The 19401-nt window shown below is 34.6% G+C and carries 16 protein-coding genes; 8 read left to right on the plus strand and 8 right to left on the minus strand.

Annotation, left to right across the window (positions count from 1 at the left end; genetic code table 11):
- Window positions 1-33: 33 nt before the first annotated feature.
- The 3 genes from ABT310_RS12515 to ABT310_RS12525 all read left to right on the plus strand — a co-directional run bounded on the left by ABT310_RS12515 (window position 34) and on the right by ABT310_RS12525 (window position 1986).
- Window positions 34-447, plus strand: a complete 414-nt coding sequence (locus tag ABT310_RS12515) for a thiol-disulfide oxidoreductase DCC family protein (RefSeq protein ID WP_375324223.1) — start codon at window positions 34-36, stop codon at window positions 445-447.
- Entirely contained in the window at window positions 444-947 is a 504-nt protein-coding gene (locus ABT310_RS12520) for a hypothetical protein (protein WP_375324224.1), read from the plus strand. The genes ABT310_RS12515 and ABT310_RS12520 overlap by 4 nt, the downstream gene beginning before the upstream one ends.
- Window positions 948-1350: 403 nt before the next feature.
- Window positions 1351-1986, plus strand: coding sequence for a hypothetical protein (locus ABT310_RS12525; RefSeq protein ID WP_375324225.1), 636 nt, complete (start codon window positions 1351-1353; stop codon window positions 1984-1986).
- Window positions 1987-2029: 43 nt separating this feature from the next.
- Here ABT310_RS12525 and ABT310_RS12530 read toward each other — a convergent pair whose 3' ends face one another.
- The 6 genes from ABT310_RS12530 to ABT310_RS12555 all read right to left on the minus strand — a co-directional run bounded on the left by ABT310_RS12530 (window position 2030) and on the right by ABT310_RS12555 (window position 8561).
- Window positions 2030-3019: a hypothetical protein gene (locus ABT310_RS12530; RefSeq protein ID WP_375324226.1), complete on the minus strand. Its 990-nt coding sequence runs from the start codon at window positions 3017-3019 to the stop codon at window positions 2030-2032.
- 209 nt (window positions 3020-3228) lie between these two features.
- Complete coding sequence (locus tag ABT310_RS12535) at window positions 3229-3978, minus strand: CatB-related O-acetyltransferase (protein WP_375324227.1); 750 nt, start codon at window positions 3976-3978, stop codon at window positions 3229-3231.
- Window positions 3979-3998: 20 nt separating this feature from the next.
- On the minus strand, window positions 3999-4721 hold the full coding sequence (locus ABT310_RS12540) for a hypothetical protein (RefSeq protein WP_375324228.1): 723 nt from the start codon (window positions 4719-4721) through the stop codon (window positions 3999-4001).
- 226 nt (window positions 4722-4947) lie between these two features.
- A complete protein-coding gene (locus tag ABT310_RS12545) occupies window positions 4948-6045 on the minus strand; it encodes a GDP-L-fucose synthase family protein (protein WP_375324229.1) in 1098 nt (365 codons plus the stop codon).
- Between the two features lie 31 nt (window positions 6046-6076).
- A complete protein-coding gene (gmd, locus tag ABT310_RS12550) occupies window positions 6077-7189 on the minus strand; it encodes a GDP-mannose 4,6-dehydratase (protein ID WP_375324230.1) in 1113 nt (370 codons plus the stop codon).
- A gap of 58 nt (window positions 7190-7247) precedes the next feature.
- Window positions 7248-8561, minus strand: a complete 1314-nt coding sequence (locus tag ABT310_RS12555; RefSeq protein WP_375324231.1) for a flippase — start codon at window positions 8559-8561, stop codon at window positions 7248-7250.
- Between the two features lie 971 nt (window positions 8562-9532).
- Here ABT310_RS12555 and ABT310_RS12560 point away from each other — a divergent pair.
- Both ABT310_RS12560 and ABT310_RS12565 read left to right on the plus strand, forming a co-directional pair.
- Window positions 9533-10333 carry a hypothetical protein gene (locus ABT310_RS12560; protein ID WP_375324232.1) on the plus strand — a complete coding sequence of 267 codons (801 nt, stop codon included), beginning with the start codon at window positions 9533-9535 and terminating at the stop codon, window positions 10331-10333.
- A complete protein-coding gene (locus ABT310_RS12565; protein WP_375324233.1) occupies window positions 10333-11118 on the plus strand; it encodes a hypothetical protein in 786 nt (261 codons plus the stop codon). Before ABT310_RS12560 ends, ABT310_RS12565 begins: the two co-directional genes overlap by 1 nt.
- Before the next feature lie 3 nt (window positions 11119-11121).
- Here the strand turns inward: ABT310_RS12565 and ABT310_RS12570 are convergent, their stop codons facing one another.
- The gene (locus tag ABT310_RS12570) at window positions 11122-12168 is read right to left on the minus strand and encodes an NAD-dependent epimerase/dehydratase family protein (protein WP_375324234.1); all 1047 of its coding nucleotides are present in this window, start codon (window positions 12166-12168) and stop codon (window positions 11122-11124) included.
- Window positions 12169-12300: 132 nt separating this feature from the next.
- A complete protein-coding gene (locus ABT310_RS12575) occupies window positions 12301-13698 on the minus strand; it encodes a nucleotide sugar dehydrogenase (protein WP_375324235.1) in 1398 nt (465 codons plus the stop codon).
- Window positions 13699-14001: 303 nt separating this feature from the next.
- On the opposite strand from ABT310_RS12575, the gene ABT310_RS12580 reads away from it, so the two are divergent.
- The 3 genes from ABT310_RS12580 to ABT310_RS12590 are packed head-to-tail and all read left to right on the plus strand — an operon-like array spanning window position 14002 to window position 19112.
- Window positions 14002-15933, plus strand: a complete 1932-nt coding sequence (locus tag ABT310_RS12580; RefSeq protein WP_375324236.1) for a polysaccharide biosynthesis protein — start codon at window positions 14002-14004, stop codon at window positions 15931-15933.
- Window positions 15930-16709, plus strand: a complete 780-nt coding sequence (locus tag ABT310_RS12585; RefSeq protein ID WP_375324237.1) for a polysaccharide biosynthesis/export family protein — start codon at window positions 15930-15932, stop codon at window positions 16707-16709. Before ABT310_RS12580 ends, ABT310_RS12585 begins: the two co-directional genes overlap by 4 nt.
- Window positions 16710-16760: 51 nt before the next feature.
- Window positions 16761-19112: a GumC family protein gene (locus tag ABT310_RS12590; protein WP_375324238.1), complete on the plus strand. Its 2352-nt coding sequence runs from the start codon at window positions 16761-16763 to the stop codon at window positions 19110-19112.
- Window positions 19113-19401 lie beyond the last annotated feature (289 nt).

Consider the following 19401-nt stretch of genomic DNA (forward strand, 5'->3'; position numbering starts at 1 on the left):
TGATTTTATTTTATCAAAATAAAAGGAAATAGATTGGTTACTCAAGAAAATATAGTTCTGTTCGATGGTGTTTGCAACTTGTGCAGTGGATTTGTACAGTTTGTAATAAAAAGGGAAAAAGATAGTTTAATCACCTTTGCTTCTTTACAATCATCGGAGGGTCAAAAATTATTGAATGATTATGGCGTGGATTCTTCCGCTACAGATTCAATTGTATTTATTGCCAATAAAAAAGCATTTATAAAAAGTCGAGCGTTTTTTGAGATTATTAAACATTTAAAAAATCCGTGGCCATTTATAGGCGTTTTTTCGATTTTACCTGTAAAAGTAACCGATGTTGCATATGACATTATAGCACGCAACAGGTATCGACTTTTGGGCAAAAAGGAAAGTTGTTGGCTACCATCGAAAAGTATATCGGGTAGATTTTTAGATTCTGTAAAATGAAGATAATTTCTAAAAAAAATTACGTCCTGTTTTTAGGAGTACTCTTCTTACTTCCGAACATATTTGTGGTGGTTTTGGGCATAGAGAGTTTTCCATTTACCTCGGCCCCTATGTTTGGACATTATGTAAATGATGATTCCAATTTATACTTATTAAAATTTGAAGGTCATAACAAAGACACCATTATCGAATTGGTGGACTACTACGGAAAATCAGAATATACTTTTGTACGCCATTTCTATGGAAAGGCTTATGGTTCATCAGAATATTTAACCCCGTTTGCTGATCGCATTTTTGAGGACGAAGACAAGTTTAATAAGAGATTAAAGGCTTTTTTTGAAAATTATAACCGTTTTCTGCAGGACAAGCATAATTTACATTTTCAGAAAATAGAAGTAAAAATTGCCAAAGTAGATAAGTTTAGGAATAATTTGTCTGATTTTGAAACATTTGGAATCTATGATTTTGATAAAGGGGCATATTTTGTAATCGATGAATAATTTGAAAGATTATCTATTAAATATCGGCAGAAAATTTTTGAATAATCCGTTAAGTATGATCAGGATTATTTTGCCGTACTTCTATGCCAAAGTTTTATTGGGGCATTTGAATTCTTTAATGACAGTAGACAATAATGAGCCATACTCCTTATCGCTTACTTGGATAAATGGGTTATTACCAATTGAATTTTTGGTTAATGAAAACAATTTCCAATTCTATTTCTATTTAATAGTGGTGGGTACCATTTTAGCCATAATAGGTTTATTTGGAAGACTCAGCCTTTTTTTGCTTGCATTTTCAGGTTTTATAATAGTTGGAATGATAGAAGGCGTTGGAACTTTTGATCATAGGTTGTCCTTATCAAGCCAAGTTTTACTCATGTTGGCTTTTTTACCTGGCAGCATGTCGTTTTCAGTTGATCGGTTACTATTTTCATTTTTTAAAAGTGGTGCGAAATTAAAAGAACCCTCTAAAGAAATTATTAAGTTAGGGACCAATTTGTTACTGCTTGTTTTGGTATTGACCTATTTTACTGCTGGCCTATCCAAGTTAAGATATGGAGGTTTCAATTGGTTGGATGGCTCTACTTTGAGTTTTTATATTCAAGATCACACCGGAGATTATCCGGAAGGAAAAAAACAGTTGTTGATTGGTAGAAGTGCCACCGACAAGGACTTTGAATGGAAAGGGAAATATAATTTATATTCCCACACTTATGGTAACTATAGGAGCAACCCTAAAATCAGGGCCATTAATACCTGGTTGGGATCCAATAAGATAGTTATGAGTGGACTATCGGTGCTTACGATAATCTTGGAATTGGGTGGTTTTATTGTTTTTATTAATCCAAGGCTTAGAAACCTTTATCTTATTTCTGCAATTGGAATGCATAGCTCCATTGGGTTTGTGATGGGATTGGGATTTTTGAATTATAAGGTTATTTGCCTTTGTTTAATGGACTGGCAATCTGCATGGGAAACTGTTACTGGTATGTTCAAAAAAAGTGTCCATAAAATCAGAAGTTTAAATAATGCTTAATGCTTTGGCCAAGCACCATCTCTTAGGAATTAAAGTAATAATATTAAATAGCTTGAACGCCTGATAGTGAGTTCGGTGTTGAATTGATTTCAAGGTGTTTTTTGATCATGCCCTGAAACAAACAAAAGGTTGTAAAGGAAAAGAATGCTCCTTCTAAAACTGGTTCAACAAAGAAGAAAAGAAAGGTTGCAGCAGTAAAAAGTACAAAAACGGTATTCAATCCTTTGTTGTCTCCCGATAAAGAAAATGCTTTTCTTAGATTAAAAAGGTTCATAACATTAAATATAATCAAGAAAATTACGGGTATTACGCCTGACACTTTAGCTGCATCAAGCCATAAATTATGGGCGTACCTTCCATTCCATCCCAAAGGATATTTGCCAATATTGGCAATTGCTTCCTCCCAACGTTCTGTTCTTCCACCTGCACTTGATGAACTTGACGCATTAGGGTCTTGAAGCCGCTGGCCCAATACGGATAGATATTCAGCTTCCAGGTTTAACGGAAACCAGTTAATTGTTACTACAGTAACAAGTACCAGCATAAATGTCAACCTTAAATTTTGTTTAATATTTTGTTGCAAGTAAAGCGAGAGGATTGCAAAAATGAATGTTAAAGCGGTAATCACGATTCCTGTTCGACTCCCCAATCGAAACATACATAAAAGTGACATAATGTAAATAACAATCAATATTACTATAATTATTTTTTTCATGTATTTATAATTGGCCACCAATATTCCTGGTATAAGCATATTGTAATGCAAGGAAGCAGCCATTAGTGTGGCAAGTTGAGTTTGCCCGGTCCAAAAATCAGGAATGGCCCTATCAGATGAACCGAACCCATTTTTGATGAGTTCTTTGAATACCGACATAAAAGAAGTCAGTGAGTAGGCAATACCAATTACAATAAACAGATATACAATATCCTTGTTTTCAAGTTTTTTAAAGACCAGTGACTTACCAATTAAATAGGAAAATCCTGGAAAAACAGCCTGTAAAAAAAGATATTGAACTCCTTTGTTTTCACCCAAAGCATTAAAAGCTGTATAGGTAATGCTAAAAAGCAATAAAAAGAAAAAATCTCTATCGATACTGTATATAAGTTCCTTACCTCTAAACAACATTCCAAAAAGTAAAAGACCGTATGCATAAATGTGTTCTGCATTATAAGCCTTAAGTAGGAGTAAGAATAGAAAAAAGACAACCAAGGGGTTGACTTTCTTAATATATCCGGTTATTGTCATAGGTCTCTTCCTTTAAAGGTTTCAATAAAATGATCAATATCCGTAAATTTTGAAGCGTTTTTTCGAATCCATGCTTCTTCTTGGTCCCACCATTGTATTTTTAAAAGAGATTGTATTTGGTTTTCCGAAAACCTTTTTTTAATTATTTTGGCAGGAATACCACCAACAATCGAGTAGGGTGGAACATCATTGGTAACTAATGCATTAGCCGCAACAATTGCTCCATCTCCTATGGTTATACCATCCATTAGGGTAGCTGCCGCTCCTATCCATACATCATTGCCAATTGTTATTTGAAATTTTCCATCAGGATCGGATGGAGTTTCGTATTCTTCAAAGAGTTGCTCATTTGTATAGGTGAAACCAGCCTGTTCCTGAACTGAAAAAAAAGCGGGATGGGTGCTCACAAATTTACTAGTGGGATGTTTTCCGAAAACACATTTCACATCAGGGCCAATGGAACAATACTTTCCAATTTTGCAATGTCGAATGCTGCCTCTTTCAGCAATATAAGAACCAAAACCAATATGGGAAGAAATTAGTGAAGAACCTTTTATCAAAGCATTTTGTCCCTCAAATGTAGTCTTTTTATCAATTGTTACATCTCGATCTAAACGTAACCTATATTTATTTGCAATGCGTTTTTTATAAAGAAAGGCATAAATGTTTTTTAGAAAAACGCCCGTCATGAAATAAATATGCCCAATAGTATCTTTTGATAAAGTAAGTAGTTCCCCTATTTTCATTTTAAATTTTGGTAAATGATTTATCTATTAAAAATAGGTCTTAGCCGCGCATGAATAAATGCTTTAATGTGGTTGGGATCTTTAATCTTTTCAAGCACTGTTTTCCATCTAAAAACATTCTTATAAAAACTTTGGTCTATTGTATTATTAGTCGAGATGACCAATGGATGTTCTAAAGGAAAATCAATCTCCACCTCGGTTACTTGATTTCTTGAATTCCCGAAAGTATGGGTAGCATCCTCGCCGAACCCAATATTTTGAATCATATTTTTAGAAGGGGTGGCCAGTAGACCATTATTGGCCATACAGGAAAATATCCATAAGTAATCCCATGCATCAAGTTTATCTTCAAACGAATTTTTCACATAGTTTAATAATCTTTGATTGGCAATTTTGGAGGGCAGTTTATTTTGCATGACAGGATCATTGAAATAGAGGTTTAAATTAGGCAATTCCTTAAGATGTTGTTGCCATCGATTCCTCCAGGTTGCCCAGCCCCAGGTCATAAAATAGTTGCTGAAATAATAACTGTATGGAACTTGAATATTAGGTTGTAGGTTGGTGCCGGATATACCCCAGACCCTAAGATCATTTTCATATCGATTCAGAAGTTCCTGACAATACCTGAAAAAGCTTAATGAGGGTAGGCAATCATCTTCTAATATTATACCTTTTTCTTCATTTTCGAAAAACCATGTGATTGCACTTTGAGGGTTGTATTTACAGCCTAAATTTTTATCCATAAAACGAGTTTGAACTTCACAGGGCCAATTGATGTTTTTCATCAAAAATTCCCTGAGTTCATTTACCTGTGACAGTTCTTCAGGCCTATCCAATCTTGCTCCATCACCAGCTATGTATAATTTTTTGGGCTGTATTTTTTGAATGCGCTCGAAAACCCTCTTGGTCGTATTCATCCGTTTGAATACAATAAATAACACAGGAATGTCGAATTTTTCTTTTTTCATTTCACGTGTTAAATTGGTTGGTATACCAATGATATATCTCCTCGATGCCTTGGTCCAAAGACATTCTATGTTTCCAGCCTAAACCTTTCAATTTAGAGACATCGGTCAATTTCTTCATGGTACCATCTGGTTTTTCTGAATTAAAAATCAGATTGCCTTCAAAACCTATTTTATCTTTAATAAGCTTGGCAAGGTCTTTAATGGAAATGTCTACTCCGGTTCCAATATTTATATGGGTGTTTCGAATCTCTCTTTCTCCTATTTTAAAGGTGTCGGAAAAATCACGATTTTCCATCAAAAAAACACAGGCATCCGCCATATCCTTGGACCACAAGAATTCTCTCATAGGTTTGCCACTTCCCCATATTTCAACCGTTACTTCTCCTTTTTCATCAATGAAAATACCGTATTGGGAAAGATTATCTAGAATTTCTTCCTTATCATTGTTTCCGGAAATTGATCCGATGGGTAGCCTGTTTAAATCAGCTTTAACACTTTCCCAATCATTGGCCATCAATACTTTACCTAAGTGCATTTTTCGTATTAAAGCTGGTAATACATGAGATTTCTGCAGATCAAAATTATCATTGGGACCATATAAATTGGTGGGCATTACCGAAATAAAGTTGGTACCGTATTGTAAATTATAGCTTTCACATAGTTTTATTCCAGCAATTTTGGCAATAGCATAAGGTTCATTGGTGTATTCAAGTACATCGGTAAGCAAATAATCTTCTTTCATGGGTTGTGGACATTGCTTGGGATAAATACAAGTGCTACCCAGAAATAAAAGCTTTTTTACATTGTGAACATAACTTTGATGTACAACATTGTTCTGAATCATCAGGTTGTCATAAATAAATTCACCTCTGTAAGTGTTGTTAGCAACTATTCCACCAACTTTTGCTGCTGCTAAAAAAACATATTCAGGTTTTTCGGCAGCAAAAAACTCTGACACCTCTTGAGGGTTTCGCAAATCCAATTCTTTGGAACTTCTTGTTACCAGATTGTTATATCCTTTAAGGGATAAATTTTCAACCAAGGCACTTCCAACAAGTCCATTATGTCCTGCTACATAAATTTTGGACGATTTCTTCATATTAACGTGATAACTTTTATACTGTTATATGCTATTCGTAATAATTTAAGGTCCTATATCCCCCTTGCTTAAGGTATTGGTCTTTCTTCATTAGCATAATATCACTTTCCATCATTTCTTTCACTAAATCTTTTAACTCGTATTCAGGAATCCAACCTAACTTGGTTTTTGCCTTTGTTGGATCACCAATCAATAAATCAACTTCAGTGGGTCTAAAGTATTTAGGGTCTACTGCCAAAACTTCCTTACCTATTGGAAGTTGGTATTCAGGATTGTCGCAAGAAACAACAAAAGCTTTTTCATCCACACCTGTGCCTTTAAATTCAAGGGTTATACCTACTTCGTTAAAACTCATTTTCACGAAATCCCTTACCGTTGTAGTTTTCCCTGTAGCAATAACCCAATCTTCGGGTTCATCGGCCTGAAGAATCATCCACATCATTCGCACATAGTCTTTGGCGTGCCCCCAATCTCTTTGGGCATCAAGATTACCTAGAAATATTTTATCCTGTAAACCCAAGGCAATTCTTGAGGTGGCCCTAGTAATTTTACGGGTTACAAAAGTTTCTCCTCGAATAGGTGATTCATGATTGAACAAAATACCATTACAGGCATAAATTCCATAAGCCTCCCGGTAGTTCACTGTAATCCAATATGCATACATTTTTGCAACTGCATACGGGCTTCTTGGATAGAATGGCGTTGTTTCAGACTGCGGGACTTCCTGTACCTTTCCATAAAGTTCTGAGGTAGAAGCTTGATAGATCCTGGTCTTTTTTTCCAACCCTAAAAACCTAACAGCATCCAAAATTCTTAGTGTTCCAATACCATCGGCATTGGCAGTATACTCTGGCACCTCAAATGATACTTTCACATGGCTCATTGCAGCCAGGTTATATATTTCATCCGGTTGAATTTCTTGTATCAGTCTAATTAGGTTGGTGCTGTCGGTCATATCCCCATAGTGTAGAATAAACTTTCTTCCTTCTACATGTGGATCTTGATACAAATGATCAATGCGATCGGTGTTAAAGAGTGAAGAACGCCTTTTGAGACCATGTACTTCATAGCCCTTTTTAAGTAAGAATTCACTTAAATAGGCTCCATCTTGTCCTGTTGCACCGGTAATTAAAGCTTTTTTCATGTGTTAGATTTGAAATGATGTCTGTTGGGTTAAAAAATATAATCAAATTAAATTGAAACTATTGTGGGTTTCGTATAAATAAAATGGACTTTAATTTTAATATAAATAGCCATCTTGACTTTTTGAAAATTCCATCCATAAAAGTATTAACAACTAATTCAGCTATTAACGTGGACCAAGCTGCTCCTACAATTCCATATATGGGGATCAAGTACAAATTGAGGCAAATATTCAAAATTGTAAGTGAAAATTGCTTTACAAATATAATTTTTTGTTTTCCTTCAACTGTCAAAACATTGTTACTGAAAATCCCAAAATAAATAAATGGTATCGTCCAGATTAATATGGAAAGAATCTGGCCACTTTCCAAAAATGTTTCACCATACAGTACCCTTATAATGAACGTGCCTAGAAGAGAAATGATTAATGAAATGCCTGACAATGGATAGAAAACATTGGATATCATTTGTTTAAGTGAACTCTTGTTGTTGACAAAGTCTGTCTTAATAATTTTTGGATATATGCTTTGACCAATAACCATAGGGAGAAAGGTAGCTGCTTCAGCAAGGCGCACTCCTACGGCATAATATCCTAATTCTTCTAATGAAACATACGATTTTAACATTATTTGGTCGATTCTCATGGCAACTGAAATTGCTAACATACTTAGAATGAGAGGCCAACTTTCCTTGAGCATTGATTTTGCCAATTTAAAATCAAACCGCCAATCCCATACGGATAATGCATTTTTTTTATAGCTGTACAGGTAACCAATCCCCATTACTAATCCTTCAAACAGTGATATACAAACAAATGCGAGCAATGGAGCTTCAATAAGAATGAAAAAAATCTTTAATAAAGAGGAAAGGACAACTGTAATGGTATTTGCTTTGACTATGTACCTGCTTTTGACCTCAGATTGAAAATAAAGGTCTATAATTCCAATACTATAAATAGTGGTAGAACTCGTAATAATCCAAATATAAATTTTAGTGGATAAATCCAATGAACTCAGTAAGAGAACGACGGTTATAAGGGCAAAGGACAATAACCCGCCAAAAACTTTAAGAAAAAAACCAGTACCCATTATAAGAGCATGTTTTTCTTTATATTTTACCAAGTCCCTTATTACAATACTATCTATTCCGAAAGAGGCAAAAGCTTTGAACAACACCGCGAAACTAAGGGCATAGCTATAAATACCATATTGTTCTGCCCCAAGATACCTTGTAACCCAAACACCAACGAAAAGACTGACAAAAATCTTTGCGATTTTCTCGACAGCCAACCATCCGGTGTTGGCTACTATCTTTTTGATTTCAAGATTTGAATTTAGCTTTTGAACAATTATTTGAAAGAGGTTGTTTTTCAATTTTTTGGGGTTACGGAATTAATTCTGGTTAGTGTTATTTTTAAAAACAAACCATATAATCACTTCTTGAACACTTTTAATTAAATACCACAGCTCTATTAACTTAAATAATAGGGATTAATTATGTTCAGCAATGCGAAATATATAAGTGGTCTTAAATTTTTAAAATGGTAAAAATGGGTTTTTTAAATATATCTGTAAACTTCAATCCTTGAAATGCCCACAAAAAACGGTAAATCGCAATAATCATTTTTTTTGAAGAATTAAATGTCGTATCGAAACCTTTTCCTTTTTTGGATAGCTCTAAACTCAATAATTTTTGGGCATTGATTTTAGATTAACGAAGAATTCTTCCCTGAAACGTTTTCAGCATAGTCCATGTAGAAATATCATTTAATGATAAATATTGGTAATCTGTATCGTAAATCCACTTCCATACTTTTATTTGTTGAATTGATTTCGTAAGAAATTGAAGAGCTAATATTCAATCACATCACCTTTTATATATATAACCAATGTTATCTATAACTTAAGTTGTATTTACATGGCAAAACTATAACGTGCTGCAGAATTACCCGTTTATTTTTAATACCCTGCCGTTATGCATAATAATATTTTCATCTTTTGCAGGATAGTTTAAAAACAGCTTTTTTACATTGGCACGAAGCATATTTCACTCATAAGAATAGGTAATTGGATAGTCTTGTTGCCCTTAAATATTAGTTAGGCCATCGATCAATTTTGATAGCTTAATAAACCCTATTTGAAGGAATCACCCACATGCCATTTGTCCTAGTATTTTGGAGTTTCAAAGAATATATTCTTCTAATCTAAAGAAATACTGCAGTTTTGGATGACATTATAATTATATCCAACAGAAAATTTGCAATTACCAGCTTTACTACTTATCCATTAAATAAAAAAGTACAGGTGACTAAACACTATATCAACCGTTTTAATATCTATGCCCCATGCTCAGGTTTGTTATTCCGTTAAAAAGCAAAACGGTTTCGAATAACTGGGTCGTATTCTCCAAAATATTCGAAAGAACGTTAAAATCCATTTGTAACCAAACCGAAGAAAACTTTCAGGTAGTGGTGGTACACCATGAAAAACCCGAGCTGAGTTTTACAGATGAAAGGATAACTTTCTTGCCGGCAGATTTTGACCCACCGAGATTGGGGGGTGATCAAGATTTAAACTATTGTTTAAAAAATCAAGATAAATCCCGTAAAATATTGATGGGGACTTATTTAAATCTTAAAGAGGAACCTTCCCATATCATGGTTGTTGATTCTGATGATTTGATAAGCAATAAGATTGCCCGCTATGTGAATAACAACAACCATAACAAATTAGGATGGTTTATTAGCAAAGGATATTTTTATAGAGAAGGTAAAAAATTTGCATTTTACAAGAAGAAAGATTTTAATCTTCTTTGCGGAAGTTGCTTGATTTTAGGCAGAGATCATGTGGAAAAGGTTATTGTGCCAAATCCAGTAAAACCAAAATATCCCTTAGATTATTACAATCATAAGACCGTAATCATAAATGGAAAGAGATTGGAGGAATTGCCATTTGCCGGGGCCATTTATAGTATGGCCAATTCGGAAAACATACAGGCGACTTCAAAAAATGTAAAAGGCATTGCCTCCAGAATTTTTACGTTAGAAAAATTAATAAAAATATTGGATTTAATGCAGAAGTATAGTCTACGTTATTTAAGTAAAAAAGTAAAAAACAATTTTGGATTTTATAAAATATTAAACTGATGAGTATAAGTTTTGTAGTTCCTATCAAAAGCAAAATGGTTACCGGTAATTGGGATCATTTTAGTAAACTTGTGAATAGAACATTAAAATCAATCTGTTCGCAAACAAATAAGGATTTTAACGTAGTCGTGGTATGCCATGAAATACCATCCATTGATTTTGAAAACGACAAAATCCAATTTGTTCAAGTTGATTTTCCACCCCCGACTTTAGGCGATGATGAAAAAAAGAATATTGCGTTAAAGGAAACGGATAAATCCAAAAAAGTACTAGAAGGGATTGAAGTTTCAAAGAATATGGGGGCAGCATATGTAATGGTTGTTGATTCTGATGATTGCATTAGTCCCAAAATATCTTCTTTTGTTCACGAAAACATAAAAAGTAAATCTGTTGGATGGTATTTGGATAAAGGATATTACTACACTGAAGGGAAGCGTTATTTAATCAAAAAGAAAACAAAATTCTACGGAAACTGTGGGTCCTGTCTCATCCTAAGGATTGATATAGCGCCCGTTTGGGTGAAAAAGGAGCCCTTCCTGTATTATGACCACCAAACCATAGAAAAAGGGGATGTACAATTGCTTAAATTTCCTTATTATGGGGCGATTTATAGTATGGCTAATGGTGAAAACCACTATAAGTCTTGGTCAAACATGAAAAAAATTGCCAAAAAATACCTGTTATTTGATAATGGTAAATTCAAGCCATTTCAAAAACTCGCTAAATATCGATTGACTTTCCTAACGCCAAGACTTAAAAGGAATTTCGGATTATATAAGATATAGATTTTATTGGTTTGCCGTATTATTTGAGAGGTAATAGGACTTGTACCATGTTACAAACTTTTCAATACCCTCCTTAATATTGGTCGTTGGGTGGTAATCATAATCACCCTCAAACTCAGTGATGTCAGCCCAAGTTTTAAGAACATCACCTGGTTGAATGGGCTGAAAATCTTTTATGGCAGTTATGTTCAAGCTATTTTCCAATTCTGTAATAAATTGCATCAAAGGAACGGATTTGCTATTTCCTATATTATATATTTTATAAAATTCTTTTTGTTCCAATCTTTTTTCCTGAGGCTTTTGTATGACTTTGAGAATACCATCAACAATATCATCGATATAGGTGAAATCCCTTTCCATTAATCCTTTATTGAAAACTTTAATGGCTTTGTTGCTGACCATTGCATCGGTAAAAAGGTGCAATGCCATATCTGGTCTGCCCCACGGCCCGTAAACTGTAAAAAATCTTAGCCCGGTAGTAGGCAATTCAAATAAATGGCTGTAAACATGTGCCATCAACTCATTTGATTTTTTTGTGGCAGCATATAGGCTAATAGGTTCGTCTGTTTTTTGATGGGTTGAAAATGGAATTTCTTTGTTTAAGCCATAAACACTTGAACTACTGGCATATACAAGATGTTTAATGTCGAAATTTTTGCAGCATTCCAGTATGTTTAAAAAACCTACGACATTGCTATCAATATATGGTTCAGGATTTTCGATGCTAAATCTAACGCCAGCCTGGGCGGCTAAAGAACACACCACGTCAAATTTTTCTTTTCGAAAAAGTTTTGGCACTTTCTCTCGGTCTTCAAGATTCATCCGTACAAACCGAAATTGATCGCCGTATTTTTTGCCTTTGCATAAAATGTTAAAGGGCGTTGCGTCAATTTGGGATATTCCAAGTTCGGAAAGCCGCGCAAACTTTAATTTAACATCATAGTAGCCGTTAATATTGTCCAATCCAACAACTTCATGACCTCCTTTTAAAAGGTTGTTGCACACATGAAATCCAATAAATCCAGCAGCTCCAGTAACAAGAATTTTCATTAAGGATGAGTTTTTGCAAAGATTGCAAATATATTTTGCATCTAAACTTGTAGGCAATGAATAAAAGAAAAAATCCCCATACCGTTTTGAAGTATAGGGATTCTTTTAACTATTGTAGTGTAGGATACCTTCTTAAGATTCTCCTATTTTATAAAATTTGAATCCGAGGGAATCCATTTTTGCTTTGTCCAATAATCTCCTACCGTCAAAGACAAATGCAGGCTTCAGCATACGTTCATAAATCTCTTCCCAATTGTATCCTTTAAATTCATCCCATTCCGTTAAGATACAAATGGCATGAGCTTTTTCAGCAGCCTCCATTGGATTGGAAACTACTTTTAACAATTTCCTGTTTTCCTCCGGTGACCTAGTTCCCAAGTAATCTAAGTCAGCGTAGATTGTTTCCGCACTAACTTTTGGGTCATAAACAACTATTTCCGCTTTTTCATCAAGCAGGGCATCAGCTACATAAATTGCCGAAGATTCACGGGTATCGTTGGTATCTTTTTTGAACGCCCACCCATAAAAGGTTATTTTTTTCCCAGAGACTGTATTGTACAGTGTTGAAATAACGTTATCTGCGAATCTTCGTTTTTGGTAATCGTTCATGATTATAACTTGTTCCCAATAATCGGCAACTTCTTGTAAACCAAAACTTTTTGCAATATAAACAAGGTTTAAGATATCTTTTTGGAAACACGACCCTCCAAAACCAACTGAAGATTTCAAGAATTTTGGACCGATTCGACTATCAAAACCAATGGCACGTGAAACTTCATCAATATTCGCATCCGTTTTTTCACAAAGTGCAGAAATTGAGTTGATTGATGAAACACGTTGTGCTAAAAAGGCATTGGCCACCAATTTAGAAAGCTCCGAAGACCAAACATTGGTTTGAAGAATCCTTTCTTTAGGTAACCAATGTTCATAAATACTGCTTAATGCGTTTTTGGCATCTTTTCCTCTCGGTGTATCATCACCACCAATTAGGACTCTATCTGCATGAATCAAATCTTCAATTGCTGTTCCTTCCGCCAAGAACTCAGGATTAGAAAGTATTTCAAAATTTACGCCACCCCCCGTGTTGTGTAAAATGCTTTTTAAAGTTTCAGCAGTTCGCACGGGAAGTGTTGATTTTTCAACAACAATTTTATCTGTAGTGGATACCTTGGCAATATTTCTGGCACAAAGTTCTATATATTTTAAATCTGCAGCTTGTCCCTTTCCTTTTCCATAGGTTTTTGTAGGGGTATTTACAGAAATAAAAATCATTTCCGCTTCATTTATGGCTTCATCAACTTCTGTCGAGAAAAAAAGATTTTTGCCTCTGGTCTCGGCTACAATTTCTTTAAGGCCTGGTTCGTAAACGGGTAAGTTGTCAAGATTCTCATGGTTCCATTGAGCAATCCTAGCTGCATTTATATCTACAACGGTCACCTTAATTTCCGGACATTGTTTTGCTATAACTGCCATTGTAGGTCCGCCAACATATCCGGCACCGATGCAACAAATTTTTGTGATGTTCAACATGCTTGTCTTTTTGGTTTAATGATTCACAAAGATTACTATTTTACAGCTTTTAAACGACCCTTTATTCGATATATTACAAAAAAACTTGGATGAGCTTTAGTCTGATCAATTGATCTGCCAGTTTTTATAGTCCATTATTGAAAAAACAGACAGTTTATCGATATTTTGGAAGCTTAAACGAATTAAAAACAAAAGGCCTTAACGCTTGTTTAATTTAGACTATCAAATTGCATGGATTGTTGACTATGATTTTTAATTACTAGAAACATAGATAATTAAATAACCGGAAACCCAAACCTCAAAATGATAAGAAACTACTTAAAAAATAATGCACCTGGATATGCTTCTAAATGGCTTGTCCTATCCTTGGATCTTATTATAGTTACTCTTTCATTCATACTTTCCTATTTGATAAGATTCAACCTAACCTTGGATTTTAATATCAAAATGTTAATAGTTCAAATCCCTGTGGTTGTGCTATTGAGTTTACTTGTATTTCTTTCAGTGGGATCTTATAAGGGGGTAATTCGTCATACGGGTGTTCGAGATGTGTATCAGATCTTTAATGCAGTATGCTTAACAAGTATCGCCACGATATTTGTGGTAATCCTAATAAAGCAATTAACGACGGGTTTAAATTTTACAATTCCACTTTCCATCATTATTATCCATAGTTTAATCAGTTTTTTGTCGTTAACAGCTAGCCGATACATATTCAAATCCATATATCATTATTTGACAAGGGAAGTAGAAAATTCAAAGAAAGTTTTGATTTATGGTGCAGGAGAATCGGGAGTGATTGCATACAATGTATTAACCAACCATACTTCAAGTTATGCAAAAGTGGTGGGTTACCTGGATGATGATACAAAAAAGATTGGTAAAATGATCAATGGTGTACGCGTATTTGAAAGGAATGCGCTGGACGACCATTTTATTAAGACCAGGGCAATAAGTGAAATTATTGTTGCCATACACAACATAGATCCAAATAAGTTGCGGGCGATAGTTGAGAGCATGGTGGATTTTCCAGTACAGGTAAAGATAGTTCCACCGGTGGAAAACTGGATTAATGGCGAGTTTAAGATATCTCAGATTAAAAATGTTCAGATTGAAGACCTTTTAAATAGGCCCCCAATAGAAATTAAAAAATCGAAGGTCAATGAAGAATTGAAAAACCGCGTTATCATGGTGACCGGGGGAGCAGGCTCCATTGGTGGAGAAATTGCTCGTCAAATTGCTACTTATGATCATAGAAATTTGATTCTTGTTGATCAGTCTGAATCTGCATTGTACGATCTTCAGCAAGAATTAAAACAAAACGGACATGATAATTTTGTTTCCCTAGTTGCTGACATTCGAGATAAAAATAGAATGCAGAAAATTTTTCAGGACTATAAACCTGATGTTGTTTTTCATGCTGCAGCATACAAGCATGTACCTTTAATGGAAATCCAACCTTATGAGGCTGTTAGAATCAATATTATCGGAACAAAAACCATTGCGGATTTATGTGTAGAAAATGATGTGAAAAAGTTTGTTTTTGTATCTACCGACAAGGCTGTAAATCCGACCAATGTAATGGGGGCAACCAAGAGAATTGCCGAAATGTACATCAATTGTAAACACCAAGAAGGCAAAACAAAATTTATAACTACAAGATTTGGAAATGTTTTAGGGTCAAATGGTTCTGTTATCCCATTATTTAAAAAACAAATTGAAAATGGAGGCCCATTAACGGTAACCCATAAAGATATCACTAGGTTTTTCATGACGATCCCAGAAGCCTCACAATTGGTTCTTGAGGCAGGTGCAATGGGAAGCGGAGGCGAGATATTTATTTTTGACATGGGAGAATCCGTGAAAATATTTGACCTAGCTAAAAACATGATAAAGCTTTCTGGGTTAAGATATCCTGAGGATATAGACATTAAAATTACTGGTTTAAGGCCAGGTGAAAAGCTTTATGAAGAATTGCTTGCGAATGGAGAGAACACCCTTCCTACTTACAACAAGAAAATTCTGATCAGTAAAACAAGGGATATTAATTATGAGTATGTTTGTTCTAAGTTGGACGAACTTTGCATTGCAAATCTTTTCTTGGAAAAGCAAGATGTAATTAAGATAATGAAGCAAATAGTACCAGAATATATCTCCAATAATTCAGAATTTTGCGAGTTTGATAAAATCAATCAAGAAAAATCCATAGCTAAACAGCCTCAAAATCAATTATGAAAATTTTCAACCATTCCATTGCTTTAAAAATCTGTTCTTTATTATCAGTAGTTCTAATACTTAATTCATGTGCTTCGAAGGAAGATATTCTTTATTTGAATGACGTACCGAACTTTGAAACCATTGTGGCCGACAACACATTTTCACCAAAATTCAAAGTAGATGATGAGATAAGTATTTTTGTCTCAACGTTTAACAAGGAAGCCAGTGAGCCTTTTAATTTGATTAAGGGAGCGTCTGAAGGAGGTTTGAGACCCGAACATGTTAATTATTTGATAGATGAGAATGGAGAAATAGATTTTCCAGTAATTGGAAAAATAAAGTTGGTCGGTTTAACGGCTGAAGAAGTGAGGGTGCTATTAAGGGACAAACTAAAGGATTATCTTGTAGACCCCATAATTAACATTAGGCTCGAAAACTTTACTATAACTGTGCTTGGAGAGGTCAACAGACCTGGAACTTACCCTGTTATTGGTGAGAAAGTCAACATCTTTGAGGCTTTAGGCCTTGCTGGCGATATGAGAATAAAGGGAGTTAGAAAAAATGTCTTGGTTATTAGGGATTTTGAGGGTACCAAGGTTCATTATCGCATGGACCTTACAAAAAAGGATGTTATGGAATCTCCAGCCTATTATTTAACCCAGAATGATGTTGTTTATGTAGAACCCAATAAATCTGCAGTAACCTCGTCTTCATTAGATAATAGGGCATCTATTATTGTATCCATTCTTTCTGTTTTGATTACCTCTTCTGTAGTGCTTTTAACGAGAAGTTAGGCATAAAACCACTTAATTTTTATATAGTAGACTTTCTAATTATAAAGTAACATGGAAGATATTGACTTCAAAGAACTATTTCAACGATATATTAGACAATGGAAGTGGTTTGTGCTAAGTGTTCTTATTTGTGGTGCGCTTGCTTATCTAAAGATAAGATATTCCATTCCTAAATATGGGGTGGCAGCGAAGGTGAAAATTGTTGATGATACCTCAGAGGGGCTAAATCTATTTGAAGGCTCGGATTTATTGTCCTTTGGAAAAAACAATGTTTTTGACGAAATAGAAATTATACGATCAAGGTCTAATTTTATTGAAGTCGTAAAAAATCTTCGGTTAAATATTAACATGGTCGAAGTCGGTAATATTAAAAGCTCGGAGATTTATTTTAATAAACCAGTCAATGTAAACTTTATTGCGCCAGATTCAGTTATCAATAGATCTGAATACGCATTTTTTCTGCAGTTTGATTCGGAAACTTCTTTTATTTTGAGTGAAGATGAAGATGATGCGGGAAAGCGATATGCGTTTGGGAAAAATATTGAATCGCCCATTGGGGAAATTGTTTTGACGCCGAATAATCAGGTCCTTAAAAAGTATATGGACAAAAAATTATTGGTAACGATAACGCCAGTTGATTTGGTAGCAAATTTTTTAAGAGATGAGGTATTGGTCAGTAATGATGAAGATCAAAGTAATATTGTCAATCTTTCTTTAAATACTCCAATTCCGCAAAAGGGAATAGATATATTGAATGAACTCATCAAAATTTACAATCAAAGTGGAATTGATGATAAAAAAGAAATAGCCAATAGAACTTCGCAGTTTATTGATGATCGTATTGCTGAAATTTCCTTTAATCTTACTGCGGTTGATGACGATGCAGAAGATTTACGGACGAGTAGGGGAATCACCGATATTGCCCAAGAAACCAATATCAACCTTCAAACAGGGGCAAGTACCAGACAACAACTTACAAATGTTCAGAATGAACTTAATGTAGCTTCTGGAATGTTGGATTATATTGATGGTCAGCCTGGATATGAAGTGTTACCTTCCAATATTGGTTTGTCAGATGCCTCAATTGCAAGTACAACATCACAGTATAATACCTTGGTTTCTGAGCGAAAAAGATTGTTGCGAAGCTCAAACGAGAAAAACCCAGTTATTGTTGAACTTGATCAACAATTAGATGCGCTTAAAAGAACAATGAGAGCTAGTTTGAGTAGTACTGTGAACAATCTTGAGATCACTGCAAACTCACTAAGTGGACAGCAAGCAATTATTAATTCCAGAATTTATTCGGCTCCACAAAAAGAAAGGGCATTAAGGAATATTACGAGAAAACAACAAACAACCGAATCCTTGTACCTTTATTTATTGGAAAGGCGTGAAGAAGCTCAGATTACAGCCATATCTACTTCACCTAAGTGTAAAATTGTTGATAATGCCTATAAATCAAGTAGAAGTCCAGTAGCGCCAAGAAAAAAAGTGTTGTACATGGCTGCGATAATTATGGGTTTACTTATCCCATTTTCAGTCATTTATCTACAGGATTTAATGGACAATAAAGTCCATAGCATGCAGAGCATTGAAAAGCTTGTAAATAATGTGCCAATCATCGGTGAATTACCGAAAATAGGTAAAAAGAGTCTCAAAAAAATAAAGGCCAATGATCGTTCGGTTTTGGCCGAGGCAATGAGACTGATTAGAACAAATCTGGACTATCTTATAAAAACCAAAAGCAATACCAATATTAATAACAATGTCGTTTTTATTACCTCTAGTACACCAGGAGAAGGTAAAACATTTGTTTCTTCAAATTTGGCTATGACCTTGGCAAGTACGGGAAAAAAAGTTCTTTTGGTGGGTGCAGACATCAGAAACCCTAGGATTCATGAATTTTTTGAGGGCACCAAGGTAGACACACTAAACGGTAATACAAGAATTAAAGGAATTGGCCTAACCGAATTTTTGGTTGATAATGATGTGGATTTAAAGGATATAATACAGCCATTATTAGTAGAAAGTAATGAGATTGATGTAATCTATTCAGGTAAGATACCACCAAATCCAGCTGAACTACTTTTAAGTGATAAATTGGAATTTCTATTCAGTGAGCTATCCAAAAAATACGATTACGTAGTTGTTGACACTGCTCCGATGATGGTTGTGACCGATACCCTTTTGATATCAAAATATTCTGGACATATTGTTTATGTGTCACGAGCAGGCGTAACCGAAAACAAAGCATTGGAATACCCAATAAAACTTCAAGCGGAACAAAAAATAAGCGGTCTTTGCTTTATTGTAAACGATGTGTCCGAAAGCAACTTGGGATATGGTGGTCATTACGGCTATGGCTATGGGAAACCTGTGAAAAAATGGTGGAAGTTCGTTTAAATATAGCGCTTTTTTACCCCCGCCATTTTATCACTTGATCTGTTACAAATATTTTATTTATAAGCCTTTATAGGTCCTTTCTGCCATTCGTCGAAGTTCTATAATAGTTGGACGAAATTGAAATCTAAAATAATTTTCTGGGCAAGATTAAGGATATATTTGGATAACAATATTTATTCTATACCAAATTTTATTAAAATGTGCCAGTCCCCGAAACTATTAAGAAAATTCTTCTTTTTCCTTTTATTTCAAACGGTATTTTGTCTTACTGTTAATGCCCAGATTAATT

Source organism: Flagellimonas cixiensis (genome assembly GCF_042134615.1).
In the GTDB taxonomy this organism is placed as follows: domain Bacteria; phylum Bacteroidota; class Bacteroidia; order Flavobacteriales; family Flavobacteriaceae; genus Flagellimonas; species Flagellimonas cixiensis.